Annotated in this window: 13 protein-coding genes; 7 read left to right on the forward strand and 6 right to left on the reverse strand. The window is 74.2% G+C overall.

The features are described from left to right. Positions 1 to 4: 4 nt before the first annotated feature. From ACA511_RS20725 to ACA511_RS20740, 4 genes are all read right to left on the reverse strand, one after another. The gene (locus ACA511_RS20725) at positions 5 to 628 is read right to left on the reverse strand and encodes a glyoxalase (RefSeq protein WP_375026077.1); all 624 of its coding nucleotides are present in this window, start codon (positions 626 to 628) and stop codon (positions 5 to 7) included. A 50-nt stretch (positions 629 to 678) separates the two neighbouring features. After that, positions 679 to 1,035: a VOC family protein gene (locus ACA511_RS20730; protein WP_375026078.1), complete on the reverse strand. Its 357-nt coding sequence runs from the start codon at positions 1,033 to 1,035 to the stop codon at positions 679 to 681. A gap of 376 nt (positions 1,036 to 1,411) precedes the next feature. Beyond that, complete coding sequence (locus tag ACA511_RS20735; protein WP_375026079.1) at positions 1,412 to 2,308, reverse strand: lytic polysaccharide monooxygenase; 897 nt, start codon at positions 2,306 to 2,308, stop codon at positions 1,412 to 1,414. A 165-nt stretch (positions 2,309 to 2,473) separates the two neighbouring features. After that, a complete protein-coding gene (locus ACA511_RS20740; protein ID WP_375026080.1) occupies positions 2,474 to 2,884 on the reverse strand; it encodes a Dabb family protein in 411 nt (136 codons plus the stop codon). A 227-nt stretch (positions 2,885 to 3,111) separates the two neighbouring features. On the opposite strand from ACA511_RS20740, the gene ACA511_RS20745 reads away from it, so the two are divergent. From ACA511_RS20745 to ACA511_RS20755, 3 genes are all read left to right on the forward strand, one after another. After that, positions 3,112 to 5,778 (forward strand): AAA family ATPase, encoded by a 2,667-nt coding sequence (locus ACA511_RS20745; protein ID WP_375026081.1) that lies wholly within the window; start codon positions 3,112 to 3,114, stop codon positions 5,776 to 5,778. 382 nt (positions 5,779 to 6,160) lie between these two features. Then, positions 6,161 to 7,393, forward strand: coding sequence for a TolB family protein (locus tag ACA511_RS20750; RefSeq protein ID WP_375026082.1), 1,233 nt, complete (start codon positions 6,161 to 6,163; stop codon positions 7,391 to 7,393). A gap of 107 nt (positions 7,394 to 7,500) precedes the next feature. After that, positions 7,501 to 8,223 (forward strand): spermidine synthase, encoded by a 723-nt coding sequence (locus tag ACA511_RS20755; RefSeq protein ID WP_375026083.1) that lies wholly within the window; start codon positions 7,501 to 7,503, stop codon positions 8,221 to 8,223. Positions 8,224 to 8,253: 30 nt separating this feature from the next. On the opposite strand, the gene ACA511_RS20760 is transcribed toward ACA511_RS20755, so the two are convergent. Further along, positions 8,254 to 9,669: a dihydrolipoyl dehydrogenase family protein gene (locus tag ACA511_RS20760; RefSeq protein WP_375026084.1), complete on the reverse strand. Its 1,416-nt coding sequence runs from the start codon at positions 9,667 to 9,669 to the stop codon at positions 8,254 to 8,256. A 90-nt stretch (positions 9,670 to 9,759) separates the two neighbouring features. Here ACA511_RS20760 and ACA511_RS20765 point away from each other — a divergent pair, with 90 nt between their 5' ends. Genes ACA511_RS20765 through ACA511_RS20780 form a run of 4 tightly spaced genes read left to right on the forward strand, consistent with a single transcriptional unit; the run spans position 9,760 to position 16,589 of the window. Next, on the forward strand, positions 9,760 to 11,313 hold the full coding sequence (locus ACA511_RS20765; protein ID WP_375026085.1) for a DUF3375 domain-containing protein: 1,554 nt from the start codon (positions 9,760 to 9,762) through the stop codon (positions 11,311 to 11,313). Further along, positions 11,306 to 11,974 carry a DUF4194 domain-containing protein gene (locus ACA511_RS20770; protein ID WP_375026086.1) on the forward strand — a complete coding sequence of 223 codons (669 nt, stop codon included), beginning with the start codon at positions 11,306 to 11,308 and terminating at the stop codon, positions 11,972 to 11,974. Before ACA511_RS20765 ends, ACA511_RS20770 begins: the two co-directional genes overlap by 8 nt. After that, positions 11,971 to 15,315: an ATP-binding protein gene (locus ACA511_RS20775; protein ID WP_375026087.1), complete on the forward strand. Its 3,345-nt coding sequence runs from the start codon at positions 11,971 to 11,973 to the stop codon at positions 15,313 to 15,315. Before ACA511_RS20770 ends, ACA511_RS20775 begins: the two co-directional genes overlap by 4 nt. Continuing rightward, positions 15,312 to 16,589, forward strand: a complete 1,278-nt coding sequence (locus ACA511_RS20780) for a Wadjet anti-phage system protein JetD domain-containing protein (protein ID WP_375026088.1) — start codon at positions 15,312 to 15,314, stop codon at positions 16,587 to 16,589. The genes ACA511_RS20775 and ACA511_RS20780 overlap by 4 nt, the downstream gene beginning before the upstream one ends. Here ACA511_RS20780 and ACA511_RS20785 read toward each other — a convergent pair. Further along, a complete protein-coding gene (locus ACA511_RS20785) occupies positions 16,549 to 16,800 on the reverse strand; it encodes a DUF4873 domain-containing protein (protein ID WP_375026089.1) in 252 nt (83 codons plus the stop codon). The genes ACA511_RS20780 and ACA511_RS20785 overlap by 41 nt on opposite strands. Positions 16,801 to 16,966: the final 166 nt, after the last annotated feature.

Here is a 16,966-nt window from a genome sequence, read left to right on the forward strand (position 1 = left end):
CCGCTCAGCCCGGGTGCCGGGCGGGCGCGGGCTCCCAGGCGAAGCCGTCGGGGTCGGTGAACGGCTCGCCGCCGCCGCCGAGCACGAGCCGGTGCGAGCCGGCGCCCTCCTCGGCGACGCCGGTGTCCTTGGCGAGGGCGCGGCGCGGGTAGAGCGCCAGCGTGACGGGCGACGACGGCGTGTCGAACTCGGCGTACTTGCCGCCGAAGCTCTTGCCGACGGCCAGGCCGCGGTCGACGTAGAACCGCTTGCTCGCCTTGACGTCAGCGACTCCCAGCAGCAGCGCGAGCTGGTCGAACTCCCGCGCGGCGGGCGCGGAGTCCTTCTTCTTCGAGGACGCGACCTTGCAGATCGTCCCGTCCGGGGCCTGGACGACGCCGCCGTAGCCCCAGAACGACTTCGCGGCGGGCTTCAGCGCCGTGGCCCCGGCGTCGAGGGCGGCGCCGACGAGCGCGTCGACGTTGCCCGGCTGGGACGCGACCAGCGACAGCGCGAAGCCGCGGAAACCGGTGGCCGCCTCGTCCGAGGCGCGGACGCGCACGTGGGAGGCGAGGCCGAGGGCCGCGTAGAAGGCCGCCGCCGCCACGGGGTCGGAGACTTCGAGGGTGACGGATTCGAAGGAGGTCATGGTGCTTCTTTCCGGTGAGGAGGTTCGCCGCATCGTGGGGCCGGTCGCGGTCAGCTGTCCTGGAGCAGCCCGAGGACGTTGCCGTCCGGGTCGGTGACGGAGGCGACGAGCCGTCCGCCGCCCACGTCGTGCGGGGCCTCCTTGACGGCCGCGCCGGCGGCGGTGAGTTCGGCGATCTTCGCCTCGATGTCGAGGACGTGCCAGTACGCCACCGGCGAGGTCATGCCCTGCTGTCCGCCGTCCGGAACGAGCCCGATGTGCTGCCCGCCGACCTCGAACCCGACGTAGTAGGACGAGTCGGCCGTCGGCGGCACGCCGAGCAGGGCGGCGTACACCGCCTTGGCCTTCGCGAGGTCGCTCACGGGATGCAGCACGGTCTTGATTCCCTGGACGGGAGAGTCGCTCATGGTCGCTCCTGGGATCGCGTATCGGCCTGTCGTCCAACTGCTCACAGCCTCCCTCCGGGGCAACCCCGGTCACATCCGTGGCGACTACGGAACCGCCTACGGACCGTTCGTCCGGTTCCTGGACGCGGGTACGTGGCGCTGTGCGCGGAGGCCGGCGCGCTCGCCGGAAGCTGCGGCGGTGGCGGTAACGGTGGCGGCGGAGAGGCGGCGCCGTCCGGTTCGTCCTCCGCGTCGGCGGGCCGTCTGGCACTGCACCCGGGACGGGAAGTACTCCCTGTACTCCGACCGCCAGGCGGACGGGGTGGCGGCGCGCCGCCGGGCGGGCCCGGCGGGCCACCGCCCGGGTACGGCCCGGCCTCCTGACGGTTCAGTGCGGTCAGAGCCCCCGGCGAACGCGCATCCGGCGGATCGCCGCGACCGTACCGCCGGCCGCGAGGATCAGCACCAGCCCTGCGATGCAGCCCGCCGCGACGAGCAGTTCGGTGTTCCGGGCGGGCTTCGACGCGGACGTACCCGCCACCGGGCTCGCCGAGATACCCGGCGTCGGGGCCGTGCCGCTCGCGGCGGGCGGCGCCGTCCGGCCGGGCGCGGCCCGGTCTCCGGGGGGCGCGGACGCGGGGGCGCGGTCCGCCGGACGGCCCCGGCCGCCGGTGAACGTGACGTCGGAGCAGGAGTAGTAGGTGTCGGGCGTGTCGGACGTCTGCCAGATCGCGTAGATCACGTGCCGTCCCGTCTTGCCGCGCGGGAGCCGGCCGGCGAAGACGTACGCCCCGTTCCGCCGCGGCGGGTCCTGCACCGTGAGGAACGGTTCCGATTGCAGCGCCGACCAGGTCAGCGCGCGGGTGGGACGGTAGCCGTCGCGCGTGACGTACAGCCGGAAACCGCCCCGGTGCGGGATCGACACCCGGTAGCGGAAGGTGTGCCGGGCCGCGGCGGTCAGCCGGGTCGCGGGCCAGTCCGCACGCGGCAGGTCCAGCCCGCGGAACCGCTCGATGCCCGCGCTGCACAGCTCGCCGTCCGGGATCATCCGGCGGTCGCGGCCGCGCACGTCCGGCACGCGCAGCTCGTCCCACTCGGCGAGCGCCGCGCCGCTCAGCCGCGCCGCGGCCCGGCACGCGGCGCTCGTCCGGGCGGCGCCGCGGCCCGGTTCGCAGCCGGTCGCACGGCTCGCCGGGTCCTCCAGCGCGCCGTGCGCTCTGGCCGGGGCGGCCGGCACGGCCGTCCCGAGCAGGATTGCGAGCACGGCCGCGACGGCCGGCAGGCGAGCAACCACCCAAAGCCCCCTCAGATCGGCCCCGAGAATCGGCGACGCGCAGGAGTACGGACCCGCGTCCGCGAACGGTTCACGTCCAGGCGGCCGTGCGAACCCCCTGACGGCCCGCGACCGGGTCGTCAGGGGGTTCGCCGCCCCGGCGGGCGGTGGGCCAGGCCGGTCAGCTCACGCCGGTTCGGGGGCGCTGCTGCCGGCGTAGGAGTTCAGGTCGGACACGAGCTTGGCGAGGTCCGGGTCCTCCTGGTAGCGGCGCTGGTGCAGCGCGGCGATCTTCTCGGCGATCCGCGGGTCCGCGTCGTCGGTGACGTCGAAGGAGACGAACTTGTCGACCAGCGGGAGGCCGATCTCGTCGGTGTGGCGGTGGGCGGGGTGCTTGAGGTACGTCCAGTAGCCGTCGAGGTCCTCGATGACGTAGGTGGCGCCCCACTCGTACTCGCCCCCGATGTCGGGCCCGACCACGTACGAGACGACCGAGGGGATGACCCGGCCCTGGTTGCGCAGGCTCTCCAGGGCCTCCTCGACCTTGTCGGACGGCATGCCGGGCCGGAGGGTCATGCGGACGGTGTGGTAGATCATCGGTTCTCTTCCCTTGCTCGATGTGACGGCCGGACCAGGAGCGCGGCGGCGATGGCGCCCGCCGCTCCCGCGGACCCGGTCCAGGTGTCCCGCTCTTCGTCGTCATGGCCGGTCAGGACCTCGTCCGGGACCGCGTCCACGCTCGCACCGGCGGGGCGCCGCTCGCGTCGGTGACGGTCGCCTAGATCGCGGGATGGCGGACTAGGCGATCCCGTAGCGTTGGCCGCGTGGAGGCACCGGTTCCGATGGCGCGGGCGCTGGTCGGCAGGACGGCCGAGATCCGCAGGCTGGACGGGGTGCTCGCGGCGGCGCGGGCGGGCAGGGGCGAGGCGCTCGTCCTGCGCGGCGAGGCGGGCATCGGCAAGAGCGCCCTGCTCGACCGGGTGCGGCGCGCGGCGGACGGCTTCCAGGTCATCGAGGCGTCCGGGTCCGAGTTCGAGTCCGAGCTGCCGTTCGCGGCCCTGCACCAGCTGTGCGTTCCCGCGCTGGGCGGACGCGGCGGCCTGCCGGAGCCGCACCGCGCGGCGCTGGACACGGCGTTCGGGCTCGCCGGCGGCACCCCGGAGGTGTTCCGCGTCGGCCTGGCGACCCTGGAGCTGCTGGCCGCGTCGGCGGGCGAGCGCCCCCTGCTCTGCCTCGTCGACGACGCGCACCGGCTCGACGACGCCTCCGCGCGGGTGCTGGCCTTCCTCGCCCGCCGGATCGCGGCCGAGCCGATCGCGCTCGTGCTGGCCGCGCGGCACGGGCTCGACACGCTGCCCTCCCTCGACGTGGCGGGGCTGGCCGACGACGACGCGCGCCGGCTGCTGGCCGACACGCGCGCCGCCCTGGACGAGACCGTGCGCGGGCGGGTGCTGGCCGAGGCCAGGGGAAACCCGCTGGCCCTGCTGGAACTCCCGGGCGCGGGCGGCTTCGCGCTCCCCGACACGTCCTCGGCGCCGGGCCGCGTCGAGCGCAGCTTCCAGGACCGGCTCGCCGCCCTGCCGGCCGAGGCGCGGCTGCTGCTGACCGTGGCGAGCGCCGACCCGACCGGCGATCCCGCGCTCCTGTGGGCCGCCGCCCGGCGGTTCGGCATCGCCGCGGAGGTCGGCGGGCTCGCCGAGGCGTCCGGGCTGGCGGAGCTGGGCCCCCGCGTGCGGTTCTGCCACCCGCTGGCCCGCTCGGCGGTCTACCAGGCGGCCCGCGCTGCGGACCGCCACGCCGCGCACCGGGCGCTCGCCGCGGCCACCGACCCGGTGGCCGACCCCGACCGGCGGGTCTGGCACCGCGCCCAGGCGGGCACCGGCCCGGACGAGGAGGTCGCCGACGAGCTGGACCGCTCCGCCGGCCGGGCGAAGGCCCGCGGCGGCGCGGCGGCGGCCGGCGCGTTCCTCGAACGCGCCGCGGCGCTGTCGCTCGACCCCGCGCGGCGCACCGAGCGGACCCTCGCCGCGGCGCGGGCCCACCTCGACGCCGGCGCCGTCGACACGGCGTCCGACCTGCTCACCAGGGTCGTCGCCGACGACCACACCACGAGGGCGCGCGTGGAGCTGCTGCGCGGGCAGATCGCCTTCGTGCGGCACTGCGACGGAGACGGCCCGGCGTTCATGCTCCGCGCGGCCGGGCGGCTCGCCGCGTCCGACCCGCGCCGCGCGCGCGACTGCGTCCTCGACGCGGTCGAGATGGCCCTGGTCGTCGGGCGGGCGAGCGGCGTGATGGACCTGGTGGTCGAGGCGGCGCGCACCGCGCCGCGCGTCCCGGGGCCGCCGGACCTGCTGGACGCCCTGGTGCTGCTGACGACCGAGGGCCACCGCGCCGCCGCGGGCCCCGTCCGCGAGGTGCTCGCCGCGCACCCGGTGTGGAGCGCGCGGCCGGCGCTCGCCGGGATGCTGGCCGTCGAGTTCTGGGACGTCGCCGCGCACGACGAGATCACCGGCTGGGTGCTCGCCTCCGCGCGCGAGTCGGGCTCGCTCATCGCGCAGCGCCTCGGTCTCGGCATGGCGGCGGCGAACGCGGTGCACCGCGGCGACTTCCGCGCCGCCACCGCCGCCATCGCCGAGGAGGAGGCGGTCGCCGACGCCGTCGGCGTGCCGCCGCTGGCCTACCCCCAGCTGCACCTCGCCGCCCTGCGCGGCCACCCGGCCGAGGCGCGCGCGGTGATCGCGTCGTTCACCGCGAAGGCGGCCGAGAGCGGCACCGGCCAGACGATCGCCAACGCCGACTGGGCGACGGCCGTGCTCGGCAACGCGCTCGCCGACTACCCCGTGGCACTGGCCGCCGCCGCGGAGGCGACCCGCCACGGCGACCTGGTGGTCGCCGCGTTCGCCCTGCCCGAACTGGTCGAGGCCGCGGTCCGCTGCGGCCTGGACGACGCCGCGAAGGCGGCGCTCGCCTCCCTCACCGAACGCGCCCACAGCAGCGGCACCCCCTGGGCCCTGGGCGTCGCCGCCTACGCGCGGGCCCTCGTCACCGGCTCGGAGGACGACTACCTTTCGGCCGTCGAGCACCTCGCGTCCGGGGCCGTCGCCCCGTCCCTGGCCAGGGCGCACCTGCTGTACGGCGAGTGGCTGCGCCGCGAGGGCCGGCGCCGCGCCGCCCGCGAGCATCTGCGCGCCGCCCACGAGCGCTTCTCCGGGATGGGCATGGAGTCGTTCGCCGGCCGCGCGGCGAAGGAGCTCCGCGCCACCGGCGAGCAGGTCCGCCCCCATGCCCGCGGCGCCGCCGACGAACTGACCAGGCAGGAGACCCACATCGCCCAGCTGGTCGCGGACGGCGCCACCTCCAAGGAGGTCGCCACACGCCTGTTCATCAGCCCCCGCACCGTCGACGCCCACCTCCGCAACATCTTCCGCAAGCTCGGCATCACGTCCCGCCGCCAGCTCCGCGACGTCCCCGCCCTGAGAAGCCACCGGTAGGACGAGCCCTCGAACTGAACGCCTTTCGCGCGAATAGCCGGCGCAACGGCGCAACGGCGGGGTGCCGGGGCGAATGACGGTTTCGACTGGGCTGTAATCCATTCGGCATCCACGTGCGTCAATAAGTTGGAGAGCATTGTTCACCCCCCCGCTGTGAGGAGACGGATACATGCCGCGACGTGGATTCAGCGTCCGCATTATTCTGCCCATGGTGGCCGTAGGCATGACGATGCAAGTCGCGTCGGCGCAGGCCGCCGATGCCGAGGCAGGGGCATCGGCGCACCTCGGAGCCTCGCCCGGCCGGGTAAGCGTCAGCAGCACCGGCACCGAGGGGAACGGTGAAAGCGGGCTGAATGCCGATTGGACCAAGTGGGGCGGCGCGGTGAGCGGCAATGGCCGCTACGTCGTGTTCACTTCCGCGGCCACCGACCTCGTCCCCGGCGACACCAACGGCGTGCCGGACGTCTTCCTGCACGACCGCAGGACGCGGAAGACCGAGAGGGTCAGCGTCTCCGGCGCGGGCGCGGAGGGCAACGGGAAGAGCTACGAACCCTCGATCAGCGCGAACGGCCGCTACGTCGCGTTCACCTCGGAGGCGTCCAACCTGGTGGACGGCGACGGCAACGGAACGCTCGACGTCTTCCTGAAGGACCGGTGGACCGGCGTCACCACCAACCTGCACGTCGACAGCGACGAGGACCAGGGAAACTCCGCGGCCTTCTCGCCATCGGTGAGCGCGGACGGCCGGTACGTGGCGTTCAGGTCCGCCTCGGTGAACCTCGCGCCGGGGATCGACAACGGCTTCTTCAACGTCTTCCTGCGCGATGTGGCTGCGGGAACCACCGAGGCGGCCAGCCTGAGCACCGCCGGTGAGCCGCTCTGGGGCCAGAGCGGTGAGCCGTCGGTCAGCGCGGACGGCCGCTACGTCGCGTTCACCTCGGAGGCGTCGAACGTCGTCCCGGACGACACCAACGAAGCCTCCGACGTGTTCGTCCGGGACCGGAGGGCCAAGACGACCACGCGGGTGAGCGTCCCCGTCTCCGGCGGCCAGTTCGCGCTGGGCAGCGGCGCGCCTTCGATCAGCGCGAACGGCCGCTACGTCGCCTTCGGCGCCGCGTCCGACGAGTGGACGTCCCATGTGTACCGCCGGGACCTGCGGCGCGGCACGACCAGGCAGGTCAGCGCCGACGCCCAGGGCGCCCCGGGCAACGGCGACAGCGCGTGGCCCTCGATCAGCGCGGACGGGCGGCTCGTCGCCTACGAGTCGCGCGCGACGAACCTGGCCTCGGGCGAGGACACGAACGACACGATCGACGTCTTCCTCACGGACCTGCGGACGCGGGCGACGACGCGGGTGTCCGTCTCCGCGACGGGCGAGCAGGGCGACGGCCGCAGCGAGGCGCTGGGGATCAGCGGCGACGGGCGCACCGTCCTGTTCGGATCGGCCGCGTCCACGGCGAGGCCCTGGAGGGAAGGTCGGAGGCCGGCGTCGATGCCGGTGAGAACTCCGGGGGAGGCGTCCGAGCGGTCGGGCCGTGGCGCGGTGAACGGTCAGGCGCCCGGTGGAGACGCTACCCTTCCCCTGCGGGAGGATATCTCCGAGCGCCGGGGCTGACCGGCCTAGTCCGCGTGGTCCGCACTCCGGATGGACGCGATGAATCCAGGCGGTGACGAAGGCCACCGGCCGTCCACGACCCGCCGGATCGCGAGGAACTGAACCCCATGGGCGCATTGTTCGAAGAGCTTGACTGGCGTTCGACGCCCATAGGCGTTCTCAGCCTGAGACGGCGCCGCGACCCCGCCCTCGGCATCCAGGTCTACGAGATCAAACTCGACGACGACTTCCTGATGTCGAGCCTGTGGACCGCGGGCGAGACCGAACTCACCCGGCTCGGCCTGGCCGCGGCGCAGGGGGACGCACTGGACGTCGCCGTCGGAGGGCTCGGGCTCGGCTACACCGCGCACGCCGCCCTGGACGACCCCCGGGTCCGTTCGCTCGTCGTGGTGGAGACGCTCGGCGAGGTCATCGAATGGCACCGGGCGCACCTGGTGCCGCTGGGCGAGCGGCTGACGACCGACGACCGGTGCCGGCTGGTGCACGGCGACTTCTTCGCCTCGGCCTCGTCGCCGGACGGTCTCGACCCGGAGACGCCGGGCCGCCGGTTCCACGCGGTCCTCCTCGACATCGACCATTCGCCCAGCCACGTCCTCGACCCCGGGCACGCGTCCTTCTACCGGCCCGAGCCGCTGCGCCGGCTGGCCGCGCGGATCCACCTGGGCGGGGTCTTCGCGCTCTGGTCGAACGAGGCGCCCGACGACGCCTTCACCGCTGTTCTCGGCGAGACCTTCGCCGAGGTGGCGACGCACGTCGTGGAGTTCCCCAACCCGATCCAGGGGGGCGTCTCGGCCAACACCGTCTACGTCGCACGCACCTCCGTCCGCTGAGGCGGCGCGCGACCGGGACGGTCCCGGACGTCATCCGCGGTAGGTCTCCAGGAGGCGGAGCCAGACCTCGCTGATGGTGGGGTAGGCGGGGACGGCGTGCCACAGGCGGGAGAGGGGGACCTCGGCGGCGACCGCGATCGTGGCCGAGTGGAGCAGCTCGGCCACGCCCGCCCCGACGAAGGTGACGCCGAGGAGCGTCTCGCGGTCCAGGTCGACGACCGCGCGGGCGCGGCCCTGGTAGCCGTCGGCGTACAAGGCGGCTCCGGCCACTCTGCCCAGGTCGTAGTCGACCGCCCGGACCCGGTGCCCCCGCTCGGTCGCCTGCTCCAGGGTGAGGCCGACGGCCGCCGCCTCGGGGTCGGTGAAGACGACCTGCGGCACGGCCCGTTCGTCCGCGGTCGCCACGCTGCGTCCCCAGTCGGCGGTGTCGAGCGGCCGTCCGGCGGCGCGGTCCGCGATCACCGCGCCGAAGATCCGTGCCTGGTACTTGCCCTGGTGGGTCAGCAGCGCGCGTCCGTTGACGTCCCCGGCCGCGTAGAGCCACTCGCCGGGCACCCCGGTCGCCAGCCCGGTGGAGTCGGTCTCGATCGGACGGCCCGCGGCCAGCCCGACCGTCTCCAGGCCGAGGTCGGTCGTGGCGGGCGTCCGTCCGGTGGCGTACAGGACCTCGTCGGCGGTCACCGTTCCGCCGCCGTCCAAGGTGAGCGTCACCGGTCCGTCGCGGCGGACACCGGTGACGGACGAGCCGAACCGCAGGTCGACCCCGGCCGCGCGCAGCCCCTCGGCCACCGACTCTCCCGCGAACGGCTCCATGCGCGGGAGCAGGCGCGATCCGCGCACCAGCTGCACCACCTCGCTGCCGAGCGCCCGCCAGGCCGTGGCCATCTCGCACGCCACCACGCCGCCGCCGACGACGGCGAGACGCGGCGGCACCTGCGCCGACGCCGTCGCCTCCCGGCTGGTCCAGGGGCGGGCCCCGGCCAGCCCCGGCACCTCGGGCAGCGCCGCGCGGGTGCCGGTGCACACCGCCACGGCGTGCCGGGCGGTCAGCACCCGCCGTCCGCCGTCCGGGGTCCGCACCGCGACGCGCCTGACGCCGTCCAGCCGCCCGTGGCCGCGCACCAGGACGAGCCCCGCCGCGTTCAGCCAGTCGACCTGGCCGTCGTCCTTCCAGTGCGAGGTGAACTCGTCCCGGCGGGCGAGGACCGCCGCCGCGTCCAGCCGCCCGCCGGCCGCCTCGCGGGCGCCGGGCAGGCGCCGCGCGTCCGCGAGCGCGGCGGCCGGGCGCAGCAGCGCCTTGCTGGGCATGCACGCCCAGTACGAGCATTCGCCGCCGACCAGCTCGCTCTCCACGACGGCCACGCTGAGCCCGCCGGCGTGCGCCCGCTCCGCCAGGTTCTCCCCGGCCGGCCCCGCACCGAGCACCACGACATCGAACTCGTCCATCACGTCCGCCCCTCCGACCGCGCAGTCCTGTCCCTCCCATCCTCCCGGAGGCCGCATGGCGCCGAGCCACAGGTCGTACTCTTGTCGGCGATGGGTACACGAGGTGTGGAAGGCGCATATCAGGGTGCGCTCCGGGCGTTCCAGAACCCGATGCTCGATCTGCTCCACCGGACCTACGCGCCGTTCGTGGTGACGGTGCTGGCGGTGATGTTCACGCCGGAGCGGCCGACGGTGGCGGTGGCGGACGCCCACGCGGAGATCGCCGACGCCCTCGACCAGTTGCGGGCCGCGGGCTACGGGGACGAGGACGGCCAGCCCCTGCCCGCCGGGAACGCCCGTGACCTGTGCAGGCAGTGGGTGCACGCGGGCTGGCTGGTGCGGCAGGTCTCCGACGACGTCGAGGTGTACCGGCTGTCCGCGCACGGCGTCGGCGCGCTCGAAGTGGCCGGACGGGTCGGCGGGGCGCGGACCAGGGTGTCGGAGTCGCGGGTCCGGACGCTGCTGGAGGCGGTCGAGCGGCTCGCGCAGGACGCGGACCCGGACGTGATGTCCCGGATGGCGCGCCTCCAGACGGAGATCGACCAGCGCAGGCGGGAACTCGACCGGCTCGAACGGGGCGGCGCGGTCGAGACCGCCGACGACGACCAGCTGCTGGAGGCGGCCGAGAACGTGCTGCACCTGGCGCGGGAGCTGCCCGCCGACTTCGCCCGCGTCGCCGAGTCGATCAAGGCCATGCAGCGGGACGTCGTCGCCGACCTGCGGCAGGACGTGCGGCCGACCGGGGAGGTGCTGCGCGAGTACCTGGAGCGCGGCCGGCAGATCATGGACGCGACGCCGGAGGGCCGCGCGTTCGCCGGGGCGCTGCGCCTGATCGGCGACCCGGCGCAGATCGACGACCTGTGGAACCTGCTGCGCGCCGTGCTGCGGCACGGGTTCACCGCACTGATGCCGGAGCCGCAGCGGCGGGAGCTCGCCGAGGTCGCCCGCCGGATCGAGCAGGGCGTCAAGGAGGTGCTGGCCGCGCAGCGGCAGGCGTCGCACGTCATCACCACCCAGGTGCGCAACCATGACCCGATGCGCGACCGCCAGGTGGACGATCTGCTGCGGGACGTCATGTCCGGATTCCACACCTGGGTGCCCGGGTCGCGCCGCGGCACGGCCGTCGCCCCGCTGCGCCGCCTGCCGGTCGCGGACGTCGCGCAGCTGCGGCAGACCATGAGCGACCTGCGGCCGCCCCAGCCGCCCACGCCGCTGCGGGAATGGGACGAGGAGGACGACATGCCGTCCGCGGACACCCGGGCGTGGGGCGGTCCCCAGTACGCCGAACTGCGCGCGCATCTGGCGGCGTTCGCGGGGGACGCGGACGGCGTCGACGTCGCGGCCGCGTTCCGCGCGGCGGCCGAGCGGCTCCGGCGGCCGGTGGATCTGCTCGGCCTGCTGGAGATCGCGCACGACTTCGGAATGACCGACACGGCGGAGGTCGTGGTGGTCGACGCGGTCCGGCCGGACCGGACTCGGCGACGCCTCGCGTTCGGCGGCGTGCTGGCCGCGCCCCCGGCCCCGACCCCGTCCACGGCGACCCCGGCGACGGCGACCGCGACGGCCCGCGCCGCAAACGAGGGACCGGGAAACGACGATGAGTGAACCGGACGGCGCGGACGACTCGTCGACCGGCGCGGCGGCGGGCTTCATCGAGCCGGTCCCGATGGAGGACGACCCGGCCGAGCTGTTCGCCGGCGACGCGGGCACGCTGGACGTGGACGTGCGGCGGGTGCTGGTCCGGCTGCTGCAACGCAGGTTCCTGCTGGCCGACAAGAGCCCGGCGCAGTGGCGCACGCTGCTGGAGAACCAGCAGATCGTCGAGTCGCGGCTGCACGACCTGTTCGTCCGGCTCGTGGTCGACCACGACCGGGGCATCGCCTACAAGCAGCAGGTGCGCTCGGCGGAGCTGGACGTCCCGATCCTGCTGAAGGACGACCCCTACAACCGGGCCGAGACCCTGGTGCTGGTCCATCTGCGGACCGTCTTCCAACGGGAGCGCGGCACCGGCGAGACGTCCGCGCGGGTCGACATCGAAGAGCTGGAGCAGACCGTGCTGACCTACTTCGACCCGGACGACCACAACCTGGCCCGCGGCCAGCGCGAGATCCGCAACGCGGTGCAGCGGCTGGTCACCGAGGGCCTGCTCACGGAGGAGTCCGCGGGCCGGTACCGCATCACGCCGCTGGTCGAGGTCGTGCTGAGCACCGAGAAGCTCACCGAGCTGAGCCAGTGGCTGCGGGAGCAGAACGAGGCCGCGCGATGAGCATGATCGACACGCTGTTCGGGCTGATCCCGGCGGCGTCGCGAGGGCAGCAGTGGGTCGCGAGGGACCTGCAGCTGGTCAACTGGGGCGGCTACGACGGGTACCACCGCGTCCGGTTCGCCCCCGGCGCGACGCTGTTCAGCGGCGGTTCCGGGTCGGGCAAGTCGACGCTGATGGACTCCTACATCGCGCTGCTGATGCCGCACACCACGCCGTTCAACGGGGCGTCCAACGGCGGGGTGGTCGGCCGGCCCCGGGGCAAGGACCAGCGCAACATCCTGTCCTACGCGCGCGGGAAGCTCGACGAGTCGCGGACGGACGGTGAGACGAGGTCGCGGGTGCTGCGCGGGGACGGCCGCGACACCTGGTCGGCGATCGCGATGGCGTGGGCCGATCAGAGCGGCGCGGTGTTCACCGCGCTCCGGGCCTGGTACGTGCCGTCGTCCGCGCGCACCCTCGACGATGTCGTCGTGGTCCGCGCCACCCGGGACGACGCCTACGACCTGCGCGAACTGGACGGCCCCGCGGGCAGCAGGTTCGCCCGCGAGGCGGTCGCCGCGACGGGCCTGACCTGCTTCGGCACCGACCGCGACTTCACCGCCCGGCTGCACACCGCGCTGGGCATCGGCGCCGCCGGGGACGGCCACAAGGCGGTCGGGCTGCTCGGCAGGATCCAGGCCGGCCAGCAGATCACCACCGTCGACGCGCTGTACAAGACGATGGTCCTGGAGGAGCCGGCCACGCTGGCCACGGCGGACGAGGTGGTGCAGCAGTTCGACGAGCTGTCCGGCACCCGGGACCGGATGATCACCGCCCGCCGGCAGGTGCGGGCGCTGACCCCGATCCGCGACCACCGGGCCGCGATCGACCGCGCGGTGACGCGGTCGCGGGTGATCGACGACGTCGGGTCGTTCACCGACGCGGCGTCCCCCGCGGCGCTGTGGCGGCACGAGCACCGGCTCGGCCTGCTGCGCGCGGCCGAGCAGGACCTGACCGCACGGCGCCGCCGGGCCGAGCAGGAGGTGCGCGAGACGGCCGTGCTGATCAAGGCGGCGGAGTCCCAGCGGGAGGCGGTGCTCGACACCCTGCGCGCCTTCGGCGGCGACCGGCTGGACACCGCGCAGCGGGAGATCCGCGGAGTGGAGCAGCGGCTGGCCGACGTCGAACGCGCGCGCACGCGGCTGGACCGCGTCCTCGGCGCCGTCGGCGCCACCGTGTCGACGGGCGAGGACTTCGCGGCGCTGGTCGAGACGGCGCACCGGGCGCTGGCCGACTCCGACGCCAGGAAGACCGCGCAGAACGAGTTCGCCGAGGCGACGTCGGAGAGCAGGGACGCCGAACGCGATCTGGCCGGGCTGCTCGCCGAGCACGGCGCGGTCAAGGCCCGCCGCGGGAACATCCCCACCGATCTGCACGCCGCCCGCGACCTGCTGGCCGACGCCGCCGGGCTCACCCCCGACGACCTGCCGTTCGTCGGGGAGCTGATCGAGGTGCGCACGGAGTTCGAACCGTGGCGGGAGGCGTTCAACCTGGCGCTCGGCGGCTTCGCCACCCGGATGCTGATCGACATCGGCCGGCTGAACGCGTTCCGCGAGGCGATCAACGCGGTGCCCGTCGCCCGGCGCATCCAGTTCGAAGGCGTCCGCACCGGCATGCGCGACGAGGTCGGGCTGAGCGACAAGACGCTCCCCGGCCGGCTCGACTACCGGCCGTCGCCGTTCACCGCCTGGCTCAAGAGCGAGCTCGCGGGCAGGTTCGACTTCGTCTGCGTCGAGTCGCCCAAGCTGCTGATGCAGCACTCCAAGGCGCTCACGATCACCGGCCAGACGTCGCAGCGCGGCCGGGGCGCGCACGGCGGGCACGGCCGGGCCAACCTGCTGGGATTCAGCAACATCAGGCTCCTCGCCGACCTCGACACCCGGATCGGGCACGCCCGGGAACGCCGCGACGACGCCGTCGCGCGGGCGAAGGACGCGGAGCGGGCCCTCAACTCGTTCGAGGAGAGACGCACCGCCTACCAGGCGGTGACCGAACTGTCCTGGGACGAGGTGGACGTCGAGTCGGTCGCCGCCGAACGGGACCGCTGGGAGCGGGTCATCGCCGAGGTCCGCGCGGGCAACCCGGAGATCGACCGGTTGCAGCGGGAGGCGGAGGAGCTCAAGGAACGGGTCACCGGGCTGACCGAGCGCATCGGCGGGCAGAAGAAAGAGGTGGAGCGGCTCGACGCGTCCTGGGAATCGACCGTCGAGGAGGTGGACGGCGCGCAGCGGGCGCTCGACACCGCCGCGGCGACCGGCGCCGAGGTGAGCGGGGAGCACCGGGAGTACCTCGCGGGGCTGTTCGACGCCGCCCCGGACGGCGCCGACCCCGCGGCGGCGCTGAAGGAGTTCGACGCCGCGCACCGGCGCGGCGTCGAGCGGATGCGCGACGACCGGAGGTCGGCGGAGGAGGAGATCGGCCGGTCGCGCAAGGCGCTGCAGGACGCGTTCTCGACGTTCGTCGAACGCTGGCCGAACCCGAACCTCGGCACCGACCCGGACGCGTCCTACCGCGACTTCGACCGCCTGCTCACCGACCTGGAGACCAGCGGCCTGCACGAACTGGAGCGCGAGTGGCGCGACAGCCTGCTCAAACTGTCCGGCAACGACCTCACCAGCCTGGACAGCGAGCTCGCCGCCGCCGTCCGGGAGATCCGCGACCGCATCGACCCGGTCAACCGGATCCTCGCCGAACTGCCGTTCGCCGACGACGGCCACCGGCTGCGCATCGACCCGCAGGAGAGCCACTCCGCGGTCCGCGCCCGGTTCCGCAAGGAACTGCGGGACGTGCGCACCCTCATCGACAAGGCGGCCACGGACGACGAACGGGGCCGGGCCTACCACCGGATGGCCAAGGTGATCGACCGCATCCGCCGCACCGCGCCCGATTTCGCCGACCTGGTCGACGTGCGCAACCACGTCCGGATCAGCGCGGAGAAGTGCGACCTCGCCGGCGGGCACGTCGCCGTCTACGACCACATCGGGGAGAAGTCGGGCGGCGAGTCCCAGGAGCTGGTCGCGTTCATCGTCGGCGCCGCGCTGCGCTACCAACTGGGCGACGCGGGCGCCGAACGGCCGCGCTACGCTCCCGTCTTCCTCGACGAGGCGCTGATCAAGGCGGACGCGCACTTCACCGGGCGGGCCATCGGCGCGTGGCGCGGGCTGGGCTTCCAGCTCGTCATCAGCGCCCCCAACGACAAGCACAGCGCGATCGAACCCCACGTGGACGCCGAATACCTGACCCTTAAGAACAGCGAGGGGCGGTCATGGGCGAAACCCATCGTGGCGGTTCCCGACGCATGACGCCCCGGCTGGTCACCCCGGCGGACGCGGTCGAGTCGCTCCGCCGCAAGGTCCACCAGAAGTGGGCGGCGGCCGTGTGCGCCGACCTCGGCGTGGGGGAGCCGGTCACGTTCTCCGTCCCGCTTCGCCCCGGTGTGTCGAGCGGGAGCGCGGTGGCGCGGATCGGGTACCCGGCCTGGCACGAGTGGCGCATGCGCTGGCGTGAGTTCGCCGACCGGTCGCCCGCGGGCGTGCTGGTCGTCCGCAAGCCGCTGCCCGTCCAAGGCGTGACGGACGAGTACCCCGCCACGCTCGTCGCGGGACTGGACGCCGCCGTCGCCCTGGTCTCCGGAACCGGGCCGCCGCCCGTGGACGCCGGCCGCGCCCGCGCGCTCGTGTCGTCGCTGCGGTCCGCAGGCGCCGTCCTCACCCCGGCCACCGTCCGGGCCGCCTACCAGCTCGGAGCCGATGACACCGAGGTGCTGCTCAATGCGGTGACCTGGTTGAGCAGGAACCCGGACGCGGGCGCGTGGACCGCACGCCAGCTCCCGGTCCCCGGTATGCACACCAAGTGGCTCGACACCCATGGCGCGTTGCTGCGCGACGTCGCCGGACGCGACGTCCGGGACGAGGTCCGTTCCCGGCCGGCCGTGCTGCACCTGACCTATGTCGACCCTGGTCACGTCGCGTCGGGCCGTCGCCGACATGACGCCTGGACCACGGGGGACACGCACGACGTCGCCTACCGGGCGCGGATCGTCCTCGTCGTAGAGAACCGCGACTCCCGGCTCTGGTTCCCGCCGGTGCGGGACACGATCGTGGTCGAGGGCGGCGGCTACGCGGCCGCTGCCCTGCTAGCGAACGTGCCCTGGATCCGTGCAGCGGACCACGTCGTCTACTGGGGTGACATCGACGCGGACGGATACGCGATCCTCGACCGCTTCCGCGCCGCTCTGGCCGAGCCCGCACCGGACGGCGCGGCACCGAGAACGGTCGCCTCGATCCTGATGGACGCCACCGACCTGCACCACTACGCCGAGCGCGGGGTGAACCACGACAAGGCCGGCCGCCCCATCAAGCCGTCCCGGCTGACCCTGCCGCACCTCACCGAAGCCGAGGCCACCGCCTACGACACGATCGCGACCGCGGGCCCCACCCCGTTCCGCCGGATCGAACAGGAGGCGATCCCCCTCGCCACCGCCGCCACCCGGTTGGAGGCCGCGTGCGCGAACGAGCGTCCGCAGGACGGCCCGCTCAGCCGAAGGGCGGCGGGCCACTTCCGACCAGCGAGATGACGTCCGACCAGATCGCCGAACCGCCGAGCGTGACCTGTGCCTCGCGGCCGTCCGGAAGTCTCAGCGTCAGGTCGTGGGGCTCGCCGGAGTCGAAGTCGCCGATGGTCGCGGTCCCGGACCACTCCCGCTGCTTGGCCCGCAGATCGACGTAGACCTCGACCTCGGCTCCATCGCTGGTGATCAGGGTGGCGGGCCCCCGGTAGCGGCTCACGCCTGGATCTTCTCGGCGGGGCCGGCGTTGAGTGTGTTCATGAAAACGCACCATAGCGTTCGGGTCGGACGCCCCCGCCCGTGCCGCGGCTTCGAGCAGGCGGTCCTTGCCGCCGGGCGGTCTGCGCATGGCCGGGCCGCGCAGGGACGGCGAATACCCATATCGA

Source organism: Actinomadura sp. GTD37 (genome assembly GCF_041951365.1).
Taxonomy (GTDB): Bacteria; Actinomycetota; Actinomycetes; order Streptosporangiales; family Streptosporangiaceae; genus Spirillospora.